The sequence below is a fragment of the Streptomyces sp. NPDC034103 genome, from assembly GCF_055575395.1.
The window spans coordinates 343,478-357,823 of sequence record NZ_JBVISS010000010.1; the positions used below are offsets into that span (position 1 = coordinate 343,478).

Annotated in this window: 15 protein-coding genes and 1 pseudogene; 9 read left to right on the forward strand and 7 right to left on the reverse strand. The window is 69.7% G+C overall.

Features of this window, described 5'->3' with window-relative positions:
* Window positions 1-50: 50 nt before the first annotated feature.
* The 3 genes and pseudogenes from ACZ56U_RS24030 to ACZ56U_RS24040 all read left to right on the forward strand — a co-directional run bounded on the left by ACZ56U_RS24030 (window position 51) and on the right by ACZ56U_RS24040 (window position 2,110).
* Window positions 51-656 carry a dihydrofolate reductase family protein gene (locus ACZ56U_RS24030; RefSeq protein WP_469086042.1) on the forward strand — a complete coding sequence of 202 codons (606 nt, stop codon included), beginning with the start codon at window positions 51-53 and terminating at the stop codon, window positions 654-656.
* A 53-nt stretch (window positions 657-709) separates the two neighbouring features.
* Window positions 710-1,125 (forward strand): annotated as a pseudogene (locus ACZ56U_RS24035) (VOC family protein).
* Window positions 1,126-1,291: 166 nt separating this feature from the next.
* Entirely contained in the window at window positions 1,292-2,110 is an 819-nt protein-coding gene (locus ACZ56U_RS24040) for an SAM-dependent methyltransferase (protein ID WP_469086043.1), read from the forward strand.
* Between the two features lie 15 nt (window positions 2,111-2,125).
* On the opposite strand, the gene ACZ56U_RS24045 is transcribed toward ACZ56U_RS24040, so the two are convergent.
* The gene (locus ACZ56U_RS24045; RefSeq protein ID WP_469086044.1) at window positions 2,126-3,046 is read right to left on the reverse strand and encodes a helix-turn-helix domain-containing protein; all 921 of its coding nucleotides are present in this window, start codon (window positions 3,044-3,046) and stop codon (window positions 2,126-2,128) included.
* 104 nt (window positions 3,047-3,150) lie between these two features.
* Window positions 3,151-3,381 carry a DUF397 domain-containing protein gene (locus ACZ56U_RS24050; RefSeq protein ID WP_469086045.1) on the reverse strand — a complete coding sequence of 77 codons (231 nt, stop codon included), beginning with the start codon at window positions 3,379-3,381 and terminating at the stop codon, window positions 3,151-3,153.
* Window positions 3,382-3,565: 184 nt separating this feature from the next.
* Here ACZ56U_RS24050 and ACZ56U_RS24055 point away from each other — a divergent pair, with 184 nt between their 5' ends.
* Window positions 3,566-4,030 (forward strand): ATP-binding protein, encoded by a 465-nt coding sequence (locus ACZ56U_RS24055; RefSeq protein WP_469086046.1) that lies wholly within the window; start codon window positions 3,566-3,568, stop codon window positions 4,028-4,030.
* An 85-nt stretch (window positions 4,031-4,115) separates the two neighbouring features.
* Window positions 4,116-4,559 (forward strand): hypothetical protein, encoded by a 444-nt coding sequence (locus tag ACZ56U_RS24060; RefSeq protein ID WP_469086047.1) that lies wholly within the window; start codon window positions 4,116-4,118, stop codon window positions 4,557-4,559.
* A 124-nt stretch (window positions 4,560-4,683) separates the two neighbouring features.
* Here the strand turns inward: ACZ56U_RS24060 and ACZ56U_RS24065 are convergent, their stop codons facing one another.
* The 4 genes from ACZ56U_RS24065 to ACZ56U_RS24080 all read right to left on the reverse strand — a co-directional run bounded on the left by ACZ56U_RS24065 (window position 4,684) and on the right by ACZ56U_RS24080 (window position 9,542).
* On the reverse strand, window positions 4,684-6,414 hold the full coding sequence (locus tag ACZ56U_RS24065) for a PP2C family protein-serine/threonine phosphatase (protein ID WP_469086048.1): 1,731 nt from the start codon (window positions 6,412-6,414) through the stop codon (window positions 4,684-4,686).
* Window positions 6,415-7,028: 614 nt separating this feature from the next.
* The gene (locus tag ACZ56U_RS24070) at window positions 7,029-7,871 is read right to left on the reverse strand and encodes a phosphotransferase (RefSeq protein ID WP_469086049.1); all 843 of its coding nucleotides are present in this window, start codon (window positions 7,869-7,871) and stop codon (window positions 7,029-7,031) included.
* 214 nt (window positions 7,872-8,085) lie between these two features.
* Entirely contained in the window at window positions 8,086-8,682 is a 597-nt protein-coding gene (locus ACZ56U_RS24075) for an NADPH-dependent F420 reductase (protein ID WP_469086050.1), read from the reverse strand.
* A gap of 41 nt (window positions 8,683-8,723) precedes the next feature.
* Window positions 8,724-9,542: an inositol monophosphatase family protein gene (locus ACZ56U_RS24080; protein WP_469086051.1), complete on the reverse strand. Its 819-nt coding sequence runs from the start codon at window positions 9,540-9,542 to the stop codon at window positions 8,724-8,726.
* Between the two features lie 155 nt (window positions 9,543-9,697).
* On the opposite strand from ACZ56U_RS24080, the gene ACZ56U_RS24085 reads away from it, so the two are divergent.
* Window positions 9,698-10,603, forward strand: coding sequence for a LysR family transcriptional regulator (locus tag ACZ56U_RS24085; RefSeq protein WP_469086052.1), 906 nt, complete (start codon window positions 9,698-9,700; stop codon window positions 10,601-10,603).
* Window positions 10,604-10,734: 131 nt separating this feature from the next.
* Here the strand turns inward: ACZ56U_RS24085 and ACZ56U_RS24090 are convergent, their stop codons facing one another.
* Complete coding sequence (locus ACZ56U_RS24090; protein WP_469086053.1) at window positions 10,735-12,750, reverse strand: prolyl oligopeptidase family serine peptidase; 2,016 nt, start codon at window positions 12,748-12,750, stop codon at window positions 10,735-10,737.
* Window positions 12,751-13,074: 324 nt separating this feature from the next.
* Between ACZ56U_RS24090 and ACZ56U_RS24095 the strand changes: the two genes are divergently transcribed.
* The 3 genes from ACZ56U_RS24095 (at window position 13,075) to ACZ56U_RS24105 (ending at window position 14,345) form a co-directional block, all read left to right on the forward strand.
* Window positions 13,075-13,209, forward strand: a complete 135-nt coding sequence (locus ACZ56U_RS24095) for a hypothetical protein (protein ID WP_469086054.1) — start codon at window positions 13,075-13,077, stop codon at window positions 13,207-13,209.
* A gap of 70 nt (window positions 13,210-13,279) precedes the next feature.
* Entirely contained in the window at window positions 13,280-13,612 is a 333-nt protein-coding gene (locus ACZ56U_RS24100) for an enoyl-CoA hydratase-related protein (protein WP_469086055.1), read from the forward strand.
* A 7-nt stretch (window positions 13,613-13,619) separates the two neighbouring features.
* The gene (locus ACZ56U_RS24105; RefSeq protein ID WP_469086056.1) at window positions 13,620-14,345 is read left to right on the forward strand and encodes an acetoacetate decarboxylase; all 726 of its coding nucleotides are present in this window, start codon (window positions 13,620-13,622) and stop codon (window positions 14,343-14,345) included.
* The last annotated feature ends 1 nt before the right edge of the window (window position 14,346 follow it).

Genomic DNA, 14,346 nt, shown 5'->3' on the forward strand with positions numbered 1-14,346 from the left:
ATGAGTCTCCGGCGGCTGTGCGGTCTACCCCTCGACGAAGGGAGCGCACCATGCGCAAGATCATCGTTTGTACCTTCCTGACGCTGGACGGCGTCATGCAGGCGCCGGGCGGTCCGGACGAGGACCCTGAGAGCGGCTTCGAGCAGGGCGGCTGGCAGAAGCCGGTGAGCGACGACGAGGTCGGCATGGCCATCGCCGGCTGGTACGAAGCTTCCGACGCCATGCTGCTCGGCCGCAAGACGTACGAGATCTTCGCGTCGTACTGGCCGACCGCTGACCCTCAGAACCCGTTCACCGACCGGATGAACAGCATGCACAAGTACGTGGCGTCCCGAACCCTGACGTCCGTCGACTGGCAGAACTCCACGCTGCTGGAGGGCGACATCGCCGATGCCGTACGCGAGCTCAAAGCGTCCGACGGCGCCGACATCAACGTCGTCGGCAGCGGAGACCTCGCCCAGACCCTCATGCGGCACGACCTCGTCGACGAGTATCGGCTCACCATCCATCCGGTGATCATCGGCACCGGCAAGCGGCTGTTCGCCGACGGAGCGATCCCCACAGCGCTGGAGCCGGTCAGCGTCTCGAGCACGAAGAGCGGCACCATCGTCGGCGTCTACCGGCCCCACGGCAAGCCGAGCCACGACAGCTACTAGGCCTGGTTCCGGCCCGAAGTTCGGTTCCCGTGGTCTTGTGGCAAGATCACGGGATGCTACGACTCACCGACTTCATCATCGACTGCCCGGACACGATGAAGCTGGCAGCCTTCTACTCCGAGGTGACGGGGCTCCCCGTCAAGGAGGACAGTAACGAGACCTGGGCCGGTATCCGGTTCGGCGAGCTGGAACTGGCCTTCGTCCAGGTGGACGACTATCGGGCCCGCAGTGGCCCGACAGCGAGCACCCCAAGCAGTTCCACCTCGACTTCGAAGTCGACGACATCGAGGCCGAACAGCGCCGTGTCCTGGCCCTCGGCGCGACCCTGCACCGGGACTGCACCGACCCCGACGGCTACGGCTTCCGTGTCTACACCGACCCCGTCGGCCACCCCTTCTGCCTCTGCCGCAACAAGGGCGTCATCTGGACCGATCAAGGCCTCGTCTGGCCCACCAACGGCTCCCGGTAAGGGTTCGGCGACCAGGAAGACCCGGACACCGGAGACCTCGCGGGCACCCAGCGGTGACTCGGCAGTTGGAGTTTGTGGAGACGGTGGCTGCGTCAAGTGCCTTGTCCCTAGGATGTGTTGCCTGACGTGCCGGTCGGGCCGGTGCGGGTAGGTGACTGGGGAGACGATGGAATCCGGGAAGCGGTTGTCCACCAAGATCGACGCCACGGTTCCGACGGCCGCGCGCATGTATGACCACTACCTGGGCGGCAAGGACAACTACGCGGTCGACCGTGCCGCATGCGAGGAACTGGACAAGGTGGTGCCCAGCACCCGGGCGCTGGCGCTGAACAACCGGCGCTTCCTGCAGCGGGTGGTGGGGACGCTGGCGCAGGAGTACGGCATTCGGCAGTTCCTGGACCATGGGTCCGGTCTGCCCACGCAGAACAACGTGCATCAGGTGGCCCAGGCCATCGATCCCACCACGCGCGTCGTGTACGCGGACAACGATCCGATGGTTCTGGTGCACGGCCGGGCCCTGCTGGACCAGAACGACCGCACGGCCGTGATCCAGGCCGACCTGCGCGACACCGACGTGATCTTCTCCCACCCCGACACCCAGCGGCTGATCGACTTCTCTCAGCCGGTGGGCGTGCTGTTCAACTCGGTCTTCCACTGCATTCCGGACAGCGACACGGACGGTCCCCTCGCGGTGGTGAAGCGGGTGACCGAGCGGCTCGCGCCTGGCAGTTGCCTGGTGATGTGCCAGCTGGTCAGCGAGGACTCCAAGGTGCGGGAGTTCGTCACCGACTTCATGGACAAGGCCACCCAGGGACACTGGGGCCGGGTGCGCCAGGAGAAGGACGTGGCGCAGTGGTTCGAGGGGCTGGAGATCCTCGAACCGGGCCTGGTGGAGGTGTCCACCTGGCGGCCCGACACCGAGGTGGCTCCGCGTCAGCTGACCCACGAGTGGGTCGAGTTCGGCGGAGTCGGCCGCATGCTGTGACGGTGCGGCACCGGCTCACTGGCTCCCGTAGCGCTCCTTGACGGTCCTGCGCAGGCAGTCGAGGGTGTCACGGGGGCTGAGCGCGTCGTCGGCCAGTTGGTCCAGTGCCACGCGGTACTGCTCGGTCTCGTCGCGGTCCTCCAGGAACGTGGCGCTCCTGATGTGCTCCAGGTAGACGATGTCCGGGAGGTCGAGGTCGCCGAAGCGCAGGTACGTGACCGGGATGGCCGGTGCGGAGGCGTTGGTCACGTCCAGGGGTACGACTTGCACGACGACATGCGGCTGCTCGGCCATCGCGATGAGGTACTCCAGCTGTTCGCGCATGATCTCGCGGCTGCCCAGCACCCGCAGCAGCACCGACTCGTCGACGACCGCCCACAGTTGTGGTGCGTCCGGCCGTCCCAGCAGCTCCGCCCGCTTCATGCGCAGCTCAACGCGCCGGTTCACCTCGCGGGTCGGGGCGGAGGGCAGGCCGCGCTCCACTACGGCGCGCGTATAGGCCGGCGTCTGCAACAGCCCGGGAACGTACTGGATCTCGAACGTACGGATGAAATCAGCCGCTTCCTGCAGGCCGACAAGCCGGTCGAACCACTCCGGCATCAACCGCTTGTCGAAGCGCTGCCACCATCCGGGCTCACCGGCCCTCCGCAGCAGTTGCAGCAGGACGGACGCCTCGTAGTCCTCTGTCTTGTAGAGGTCCAGCAGTGCGCGGACATCACCCTCGGTGGGTGGCCGGCGGCCCTTGCCCGCCTCGATGCGGGACAGCTTCGCCGCGCTGAACCCGACGGCACGCGCCGCCTGCTCCTGCGCCATGCCCGCGTCCTCGCGCAAGCCCGCCAACTGCACGCCGACCAGCATCTTGAGCAAAGTCGGCGCGGGTTCGGTGCGCTGCAGGTACGGTTCGAGACGGGAGACGCGCGGTGACTCGGAGGGCATCCTGACTCCCGGTGGGCAGAAGGCAACAGCCCGCATTATCGCACCGGTTGGCCCCTGCGCGCATGCTCCGTGCCCAGTTCGGTACGGACGGCGCGCGCCCCCTGTCACATCAGGTCGTCGAACTCGCCGTCCTTCACACCTGCCAGGAACGCCGCGACCTCGGCGGACGTATAGACCAGCGCCGGACCGTGCGGGTCACGGGAGTTGCGTATGGCCACGCCTCCCTGGGTCAGGGGCGCCACCTCGACACAGTTGCCCTCGGCGTTGCTGTGTCGGCTCTTGGTCCAGCGGACGTCCAATGAACTCGCTTGCACTCCGTTCGGAACAGATGGCACCGCAGTCTCCTCGCGCATGACTGGCTCGATCCGCACGCGCAATTTCTCGTGAAATTGCACGGACTGGCTGTCGAGATGGATAATAACCCCGTCGCCAACATCCGTGCTGGCGCCCAGTCCTGACGCCACCTCAGGAGATGCCGTGTCGCAGCCCGCACGCCCAGCACCTTGGTCTGGCCCCACCGTGCTCCCGGCACACCGGCCCGCACCCCCCAGCGCCCATTCCCGCCCCACCAGCACAAGCGCGACCCTGCGCCTGCCCGGCAACAGCGAGGGCTGCGCACAGGCGCGCGAGTTCACCCAACGCGTCCTGAGCGAGTGGGGGTTGGGTGACTACCGGGACGACGCGCTGACCGTCGTCTGCGAACTCACCGCCAATGCGGTGCTGCACGGCCGAAACGGCGACCTGGCCGACGACGCCGACTCCGTGGTGTGGTTGCGCCTCACGCGCCGGTCCGCGCACCTGGTGTGCGCCGTGACCGACCAGGGCGAAGGACATCCGTGCCCACCGCACGCGCCGGACGTGCTCAGCGAAAGCGGCCGTGGACTGTTCATCGTGGAGGCCCTGTCGCGGCACTGGGGCTGGACCCGGCACTCGCCCCTGCGCAAGACCGTCTGGGCCATGCTGCCCATAGGGCCGCGGGCCTGACATGCGCCGGTCCACCGACGTCCGCAGCGGTGACAGAGCCGCGCCTCGGCCCCATCAGGCCACCGCGCTCCGCGACGCCGGTCGCGTGCCCTGGAGGGACATCAAGGACTCGTCAGGGTCCGCCGCCGCCATCCCCTTCCTGCTCGCCGCCATCGCCTCCGGCGACGAGGCCGCTGCGCGCGACGCGCTGGGCCGGTTGCGGCACCGCATCTGCCGGCACGGTTTCCTCGTCGGGCAGGCGACAGCCGTCACGGTCCCCTTCCTGTGGGACCTGGCCCAGCGACCGCAGATCACGTGTCGTGTGCACATCCTGCACCTGCTGCGGAACATAGCCGAGGCTCGGCAGTGGGAGACCACTGCCGCCGCCTACCCGAAGCTGCGCCGCCACCACGGCGACGACATCGCGTGGGAGTCGGCCGCCCGCCAGGCCGTGCGCGCGCAACGCGGTGTCATCCCGCGCCTTTTGGCCGAGCGCGACAGCGAACTCGTGAACGCGACCGAGGCACTCGCCTCCACGCTGGCCCCGTGACGGCCACGGCGGCCCGGGCCTTGCGGGCGGCCTCGGCGTAGGCGAAGGGGCGGCTCGGGTTCCAGGAGCGTGCAGCCGCCGCTGGAACGGGCGGGCGCGTGGTCGCCCTGCCGGACGCCGCTCCTCACCGCGTCCGCTTGTTGAACGGGGTCCGCAGAGCCAGCAGGGCCACGTCGTCGTCGTTGTCGGCGGGGCGGACCCGGCGCAGGAGCTGGTCGGTGAGGGATTTCAGGGAACGGTGGGCGAGGGCGGCGGCGTGCTGGCGCAGGCGTGCGAGTCCCTCGTCCAGGGAGTGCCCGGGTTCTTCGATGAGGCCGTCGGTGTAGAGCAGGAGGGTGGATCCAGGGGGCAGCACGGCGGTGGCGTCGGGGCGGGGTCTGCGGGTCCCTGTGCCCAGGAGGATGCCGTGGCCCTCGTCGAGGTAGCGCGTGAGACCGTCGCGGGTGATCAGCAGGGGCGGCGGGTGCCCGGCATTGGTCCAGCACAGCTCCCAGTGGCCGTCACCCGTGTCTTCGAGGTGGGCGAAGATCATCGTGGCCATGGGGACATTGGTGATGTGCGTGAGCGCCTCGTCGAGCCGCTCCACGATCCTGCTCGGGGGTTCCTTCTGGGACCAGGCGTAGGCGCGGAGCATGTTGCGCACCTGTGCCATACCGGCCGCGGCCTCCAGATCGTGCCCGACGACGTCGCCTACGGCCAGTGCGGTGACGCCGTGGGGCAGACGGAAGGCGTCGTACCAGTCGCCGCCGACCTGGGAGGCGTCGGGTGCGGGCAGATAGCGGGCGACCATCTCCAGCCTGGGCACCCGCGGCAACTGAGGCAGCAGGTGGTTCTGCATGGTCTCGGCGACCGTGCGCTGACGCTGGTAGAGGCGGGCGTTGTCCAGGGCGACCGCGGCCCGACGTGCGATGTCCTCGATCAGCGCCAGGTCCGCGCTGCTGAAGTCCCTCGCCTGGTCCGCACGGCCCAGGGTCAGGGCGCCCAGGACTTCGCGGGTACTGCGGATGGGAGCGATGGCCGCGGAGCGGATACCGGTCGCCTCGAAGAGACGGCGCTGTTCGACCGCTATGCCCGAGTCCGGGCTTCCCTCGTAGGTCTGCGGACTGGCGACGGTGGAAGCCACCCCCCGCAGGGCTCTGGACAGTGGCATCGGAGATTCCTCCGGTACCGGCGGCATCGGTCCTTCGAGGTCATCGCGGCGCACCAACATGTCGCCGTCGGCATGGATCACGGCGGTGCGCCACACCTCGTCGCGCTCGGTGATCATGTCGATGATCACCCAGTCCGCCAAGCGCGGCACGACCAGTGCCACGAGCCGACGCAGCGTCTCGTCGACGTCCAAGGTGGAGGTCAGCTGCGTGGTGGTCTCCGCCAGCAAGGTCAGCCGCTCGAGCTCAGTCAGCGGCTCGGCGGCGTCCTCTGAGCGCCGGTCCGCCTCCTGGTGCTGCTGTTCACGGTGGAAGATGACCAGCGTGGCCGCGTCCGGACCGCCCATGTCGTAAGGGGCGATCATCCAGGAGACGGGCAGCAGGGAGCCGTCACCTCGAGCGAACCAGTCCCCCTCGGTCTGAGCCGTGTGCCTGGCGTAGAACGCCTGTCGCATGCTGCATCGGCTGGTCGGCAGGGCCTGGCCACGGGCATCCCGGTGCAGCAGATCATGCGCGTCATGGCCCACGAGTTCCTCAGCGGTACGGGCCAGCAACTGCTCCGCGCGGGCATTGACGGCAAGGATGCAACCCTTGGCGTCCACCACGTACGCCCCCGCGCCGATCGCGGCCAGCGCCCCGACCAGGGCGGTGTCAGCCGCCCTGCGAGACCACTGATCGACTTCTTCGGCCCCTTCTGGCCCCGTCACGCCCGTCCTCCTTTGCGATTGCCGACCGCGCCACCCACTGCACATCGGCACCCGCGTCCGCTTCTTGTCCCACGTTCTTTGAGCGAGTTCCCCAAGATAGTCACACCAGCACGCGGTGTGCCCGACGGCACTTCACGAGTGGCAGTGCGTGCCCTCTGCCCTGTGTCGTGGGCACGGGGTGGGCGGAGGTGTCGTTCCAAGGACATCATCTCGCGGACAGGCAGGGTGGCGCCGTGTTACCCGTGCCGGACGACTTGCCGGATCGCCTGGGATGTGGGTGCCGGGCCGGGTGCGAGGCGTTCTTCCGGCCGACTTCCAGCCGATCTCCTCGGTGCGCCCTCTCGATCACCGCGCGGGTGGCGTGGGCTGCGGGTTCGTCCTCAAGGAACGCGGTTGGCAGGCCTTTGCCGGTGACAGGGCCGATGAGGTGATACGCGCCGTGGACGCCAGCCGTGCCGGAAACTGCCTCCAGCACCCGGTCGCGGTCGTCAACCGGCATCGGCTCCCCACTGACGCCCTCGCGATCATCGCCGCTATTTCATTGGTCCGAGCCTCCAGAATGCGGCACGCGCACGGCGCAGCGGATCTCGGAGTCAGCGGCCGTCGCCCCCGGTTCAGCCCAGCTCGCAGCGATCGAGTGCAGCACGAACATGGTTGAGGCCCGCCGCTCTCCAATGGTCCCGGTCAGGCATCTGGTCGTCCTGGCGCCAGCGCCAGGCTGAGAACATCGCCCAGTTCAGGGCGCGGCACTGGCGAATCAGCCCGTGATCAGCCCCCTCATAGTGCATCGCCACCTCTTCGGGCGCATGGGCGAGGTCGAACTCGATCGGTCCGCGGCAGCACGTACCGAGGTCCACGAAGAGCAGCCCCCTCCGGGTGTTGAGGACGTTGCCCGGATGCGGCTCGCCGTGCAGCAGCTGGCCGCCGACTCGGTCGGGGCTGATCGCGGCGCCCAGGGCGCTGAGGGTGCTGATGATGAGTTCTCGGTCAGACTCCGGCAGCCCGGGGGTCTTCTCCCGGTCGTTCACCTCTCCGAGTGCCATCGCGACGCGATCGGTGACATGCGGGGCGTCCAGATCGATTCGGCGCAGGGCGGCGTGGTGCCGTTTGAAGGCGTCTGCGTAGTCGGCCGGCGCGATCTCTGACTCCGCGGGCTCGTAGTAGGTCCAGAGCGAGATGGCGAAGGCATCACGCACAAAGACTTTCGGTTCCACCCGACGATCGAGCTCGGCCACGGGAGCGTCGACGTCGGCCAGACGGCGGGCGACCTCCACCTCGAACTCGGAACCAGCCAGATGCCCTGGAGGCGCGACCCGAGCCAGCACATCACAAGGAGCCAGGTGCAGTGCCACGCGATCCGAGTTGTGGATGACGACCACATCGTCGACCTGAAGGCCCAGTTCAGAAGCGGTCGTACGTCCCGCCTCAACTGCGCGCCCGAGTTCCGGCGGCTCCATGTCGTCCCCTCATGTCGAGCACACGTACACGTCTTATGGACGACAGCGACGCCCCTGCTGTCTTCGCGGAGCAAGCGGCGCCCCAACCTCCACGGCGGCGAACAGCATCGCAGGAGCGGACTGCACGAGCCTGGGAATTTCGGCCGGCCACCGCGGCGGCCCGCGGTCACATGGCTCCGGTCATGGTCGGCCGCGGCTTGCCGTCCAGGCCGGGTCAGCGGGCGATCGAGATCGCGAAAGGTGCGAATCCGCTGGACCGGATCACGTGCGGTGCGAACAGGATCGCGGCCTCCGTGGCGCGGGCGGTCTCGATCCCGCCGAGGTCAATGATCCACTCCTTGCGCCAGCCGAGGTCGATGAGCAGCTCGCGGACGGTCTGCTTGGCCTGTGGGTCGTCGCCGGAGAGGAAGGCGTCGGGCGCCTGGGTGAGCGTGGCCGGCGCGGTCATCACCGGGAAGAGCATGGTGTTGAGCGTCTTGACGACGCGCGTCTCGGGCAGCGCTTGCTGGAGTTGCTCGGCGAGGCTCGAGCCGGGGTGGATCAGGTCGGCGGGCAGTCCGTCGGGACCGTCGACGGTGGCGTTGGAGACGTCGATGAGGATCTTGTCGCGCAGTTCCTCGCGCAAGGCGACGAGCGCGTCGAGCGAACCGGCGCCCGGGGTGGCGTTGATGACGATCTGGGCGCCCCGGGCGGCGTCGGCGGCAGCGCCCGGCGTGCGGTCCGCCACGGTCACCTCATGTCCTGCCCGGGTGAGAGCCGCGGCCAGGTTGCCGCCGACGCGGCCGTTGCCGAGAACTGCGATCGTGCTCATGATGATCTGGTCCTTCCGAGCGTGCGGGGTGTGGTGCGCGGTCAGCACGAGAGGGTGGCGACAGCCTCGGCGTGGACGCCGGGCGCGGCGGCCAGGAAGCTGTCGCTCTGCGGGGTCCAGGGGCGACCCTCGGCGTCGGAGATCTGTCCGCCGGCCTCGGTGACGAGCAGCGTGCCGGGCAGCAGGTCCGCGCGGGCGCCGGCGAACTGCCAGAACGCGTCGATCCGTCCGGCGGCCACGTTCAGCAGGTGCAGGGTCGCGGGCACGGCGGTGCGGACGACGAGTGCGTCGAAGAGCATCGCGGTGATCGAGGAGCCGACGCGCCGCACGACCTGCTCGTCCTCGTCCGGCCGGGCCTGGCTGGTGGCCACGATGCTCAAGGCGAGGTCCGCGGTTGGGGAGACGCGCAGCGGCCGGCCGTCGACGTAGGCGCCCGCTCCGGTCAGCGCGGTGTAGGTCTCGCCGGTCAACGGCAGGTGGACCGCGGTGAGCACCGGCTGGTTCTCACGCACGAGGGTGGCGGTCACCGCCCATTCCGGCAGCGCGTGCAGGTGGTTGACGTTGCCTTCGGCCGGATCCGCGACCCACCATTCGCCGGGCGGCAGCGCCCCGCCGTCCAGCTCGTCCTCCACCCAGCCGGCGTCCGGGCGCAGGCGCGTGAGACGGGGGCGCAGGATGTCGAGCGCCGCGTCGTCGTTGGCGGCGAGCGCACGCATCAACTCTTCGCGGCTCTGGTAGCGGACCACCTCGCCGAAGCGCTCGCGCAGCACCGAACCGGCCGCGCGTACGGCACTCGCGGTCTGGTCGAGCAAGTCGGCGTCGGACACGGTGCCATCGAGGAGCTGAGGCGTTTCGGACATGGTGGAACTCCCGTGTGAGGAGGGGTGATGAGGAGGCCGGCGGGACCACGCTGTGCGTTCCGTCGCTGTGCGTTCCGTCCTGGGCTCTCTTGTCGAAGGTATAGAGCCCCTTGATTAACTTCAAATGCATGTCAAGCACGCCTAGGATTACTCCCATGCAACTGGATTTGAACCTGCTCGCGGCGCTCGACGCGCTGCTGGAGGAGGGCAGTGTGGCCGGGGCGGCCGCGCGTCTGCACGTCACCGCCCCCGCGATGAGCCGGAGCCTGGGCCGCATCCGGCGCACGACCGGGGATCAGATCCTGGTGCGCACCGGCCGCACGATGACCCCGACGCCGTATGCGATCGCCGTCCGGGAGCAGGTGCACGAACTGCTGCACCAGGTCCAGGCGGTGCTGGCACCGAGCCGTGAGCTCGACCTGGCGACGCTGGAGCGCACGTTCACACTCCGCTGGCATGATTCCCTGGTCGCCCTGAGCGGCCCCGCACTGCTCGCGGCCGTGCGCGAACAGGCGCCGGGCGTGCGGCTGCGTTTCCTCTCGGAATCGAGCAGCGACACCCCCGAGTTGCGGCGGGGCGAGGTCGATTTGGAGGCGAACGCCAATCGCCCGAGCGCACCTGAGATCCGTGCCGAGAAGGTGGGCGAGACCCGCCTCGTCATCGTCGTGAGACAGGGGCACCCGCTCGCCCGCGCCGGGAGCGTCACCGCAGAGCAGTACGCCGCCGCTGAACACGTCAGCGTCTCGCGCCGCGGGAACCTCGGCAACGCGCTCGACGACGCGCTCGCACAGCTCGGCCTCACCCGCCGCGTGGTGGCGACGGCGCCCACGGAAGCGGCCGCGCTGGAGTTCGCGCGCGCCTCCGATCTCCTGATCAGCGTTCCCGAAGCCACCACGCGGTCAGCGATCGCCGACCTCGGCCTGGTCGCACTCCCCCTCCCGCTCGAACTGCCGCCGGCCCCCATATACCTGTCGTGGCATCAGCGCTACGACACCGACCACGCCCACACCTGGCTACGCGGGCTGGCACGGAGCGCACTGGCCATGCGCGCAGAGTCGTAGTCGGCCCCGTCCGACTGCCTCACTCCTCCGTCCATGCGGCCCCCTTGATGCCGCACGGCCGCCCGCTGCGCGACCCCGGATCAGATCACCGGCACGCGGAGACAGGCGTACGCGCACCCGGCTCGGCCCGGTCAGAGCAGTCCGGGCCGCTGCCACTCGGCTCCGAGGACGTGGTGGTCGAGGAAGTTGAGGAACGTCTCGTACCAGACGCGCGCGTGGTTCGGCTTCAGGATCCAGTGGTTCTCGTCCGGGAAGTAGAGGTATTTCGCGGGGACTTCGTGCCGTTGCAGTTCCTGGAAGAGCGTGGCGCCCTGCCCGACAGGCACGCGGTAGTCCTTCGCGCCGTGGATGACGAGCATCGGGGTGCGGATGTCGGCGACGCCCAGGTGCGGGGAGTCCGCCTCGTAGCGCTCGGGGCGGGTCAGCGGGTCACCGAAGATCCGTTGGAAGTACCAGGGCACGTCGGTGTCGCCCTGGAACATCCGCAGGTCCCACAGACCCGCATGACTGATGATCGCCTTGAACCGGTCCGTGCTGGTGGCGACCCGGTTGGCCATGTATCCGCCGTACGAGCCGCCCGCGAGCGCCGTGCGTCCGGCATCGATGTCGTCCCGGGCCTCGGTCGCGTCGGTCAGCGCGATCACATCCGTGTAGGGCCGCCCGCCCCACTGCCCCCAACCGCGGCGGTGGTTGATCTGTCCGTAACCGGTCGACAGGGCCGGGTCGGGCAGCAGCACCGCATAACCGCGCGCGGCGAACGGCCACGGGTTCCACCGCCAGGTCCAGCCGTTCCAGCTGAACTGCGGTCCGCCGTGGACCGCGACGAGCAGCGGCGCGGGCCGCTCGGCGGACGCGCCCTCGGGCAGCACGAGCCAGCCGCGCAGCACGAACCCGTCGTCCGCCTCCGCGTGCACCTTGGTAAGCGTGCCGGGCAGCTCCCCGATGCCACCCGGGGCAGGCAGCTCGACCGGAGTCTGGTCGACTGCATCGGCAGCGATCCGGACGGGCGTCGGCGGGGCGTCGACCGCGTGGCGCAGGGCGTAGAGCGTCCGCCCGTCGGGGGCCACGGTCAGCGAACCGTACGCGCCCGACGCGGTCAGCCGTGTGACGCCCCCGTCCGGATCGCGCCGGAAGACGGGCGCGTGCCCTTGCTCGTCGGACGTGAAGAAGAGGGTGTCGTCAACCGGTGAACAAGCCACGCCATCGGGCCAGTTGTCGAATCCGGGCAGCAGATCCCGCACCGTGCCGTCGGCCAGGTCGATCCGGACGAGGGTCACGTCCCACGGTTCGTCATACGTCGGGTAACGCATCCGGCAGCACACGACGGCCGAACTGTCGTGCGTGAACCGCGGGGCCTCATACAGGTGCTCCAGATCACCGACGACGTGGATCTCCCCGCCGCTCACCGCGTCGGCCACCACCACGGCGGTGCGGTGCTCGTCCGGGACCCGCCCGGGCACGAACCGTCGGTACGCGACCCGTGTGCCGTCCGGCGACAGCGCCGCGTCCCCCGGGTCCTCCAGGCCGACCCCCTGTCCACCGGCGTCGACCGGCTCCGCGTCGGCACCGGCACGGACGAAGGTGTGCGGCTCCGCCGGACCGAGGTCGTGGTCCCAGGCGCGGGTCGGGCCGGCCTCGTACAGGATCGCGGTGACCTTCGCGTCCCCGCGTGCCGCGCGCAGTTTGCCGTGCGCCTCGGCATCGGCAGCACCCGGCAGCAGGCCCGCGGTGTGGCACAGCGCGCCGGAGTCCCGGGCGACGGTGACCGCGGTGATCCCGCCCGGGTGCCGGGCCACGATGGCGGCCTCACCGCGCGGGGGAAGCGCCCACAGCGCGGCCCCCTCGTCCTCCTCGCTGTCACCGTGCGCGGCGGCGCGACCGGACAGGAAATACAGGGTCCCGTCCGGACCGAACACCGGCGCCGACTCGCCCTTGTCGGAGCGGGTCAGCCGCAACGCGTCACGCTCCCCGGCCGGGTCGATCTCCCACAGACCCGACACGAAGCGCGTCCCGTCCCCGGACAACGACTGCACAGCGGCGACGAGACGACTGCCGTCACAGGACAGGGCAAGGGAGTTGACGCGGGGGCGGGCGACGAAGGCGGACAGGTCACGGAAGGTGGATGCGCCACCGGAGGACTCGGTCATGCGGGGGATTGTCGCCCCCAGGCGACGCTACGGCCAGGGAGTTCGGCCCGACGCACAGCTCCATGCACGGCTCCGCGCACAGCTCAACGCAAAGATCCCGCCCGATCGGTTCGGTCGGACGGGATCGCCTTCACCGTCTGCGAGTTGCACCCTCCGGACGATGCCGCAGCGGCCCGAGGAGAGCGGGCCTCGATGCGTTACGGGTAGGCGCGACGGTGTACCCGACACCGGCGTCGGCGCGGGCAGCTACCTCGCAGCAACCGCGATCGGCGGCGGGAACCGGAACCGATCAGTTGCTGAGGAGAAGAGGAGAAGGGGTCTCCCATGGATCACCTCTACTTGGCCGCCGAAGGCGATCACAGCTTCTGGCCCACCGGCGTCATCATGATCATCGTGATCAGCGTCCTCAGCGGATCGATCTCGCTCTGGCGGGAGCACAAGCTCAAGAAGGACAGGTAGAAGCAGTCCAGTTGATCCGTCCGCAACCGAGTGGCCGCGCCCCGCACCCGATCGGCCTCCGGTGAGGCCCTTGATCACGCCCTCCGAGCGGCCCTCTACGCTGCTGCTGACCGGCGAGCCCGTCGACGGGCGCCGCGCCGGGGAGCTGGGTCTGGCCAAGCGGGTCACCCCCACGGGCCTGGCCGTCGCCGAGGCCCTGCGCCTGGCCGAACAGCTCGCCACGAACGCCCCGTTGGCGCTGGCCGCCGTCAAGCGCGTCGTCCGTGCGGCCGACGGAGCCCCGGACGCCGAGGCCTTCGCCTTCCAGCGCGGTGAGATGAGGACCCTGATGGCCTCCGCCGACGTGACCGAGGGCATGACCGCCTTCGCCGAGCGCCGTCCGCCGCGGTGGACGGGGCGGTGAGGCAGGCATGAAGACCCAGGACGTACGACAGCACCTCACCACTCCGCTCACCAGCCCGGCGTACGCGCCGACGGTCCCGCGGTTCACCGACCGCGAGTACCTCAACATCGTCTACCGCACCGACCCCGACGCCCTGCGAGCCGTCGTCCCCGAACCGCTGCGGATCGACGAGCCGTTGGTCCGGTTCGAGGTCATGAGGATGGGCGACGTCAGCGGCTACGGCCCCTACACGGAGGCCGGCCAGGCGATCCCCGTCAGCTTCGACGGCGAGCGGGGCGAGTACCTGCACGCCATGTACCTCGACAACTTCCCGGCCACCGCCTCCGGCCGCGAGGTCTCCGCCTACCCGAAGGTCATCGGCTCCCCGTCGCTCTCCATCGACTCCGGCGCGCTCGTCGGCACCCTCGACTACGGCACGCTGCGGGTCGCCACCGCGACCATGGGCTACAAGCACCACGAGCTGGACCGGAGCGAGGCCGAGGCGCAGATCGCCGTGCCGACGTTCATGCTCAAGACGATCCCCGGCTACGACGGCACGCCGCGCGTGCAGGAACTCGTCCGCACCCGCATCACCGACCTCACCGTCAAGGGCGCCTGGACCGGACCGGCCCGGCTCCAGCTCTTCCAGCACGCGCTCGCCCCGCTGGCCGACCTGCCTGTGCTGGAGGTCGTCTCCGCCAGCCACATCCTCACCGACCTGACGCTGAACGGCGTCGAGCCGGTCCACGACTAGC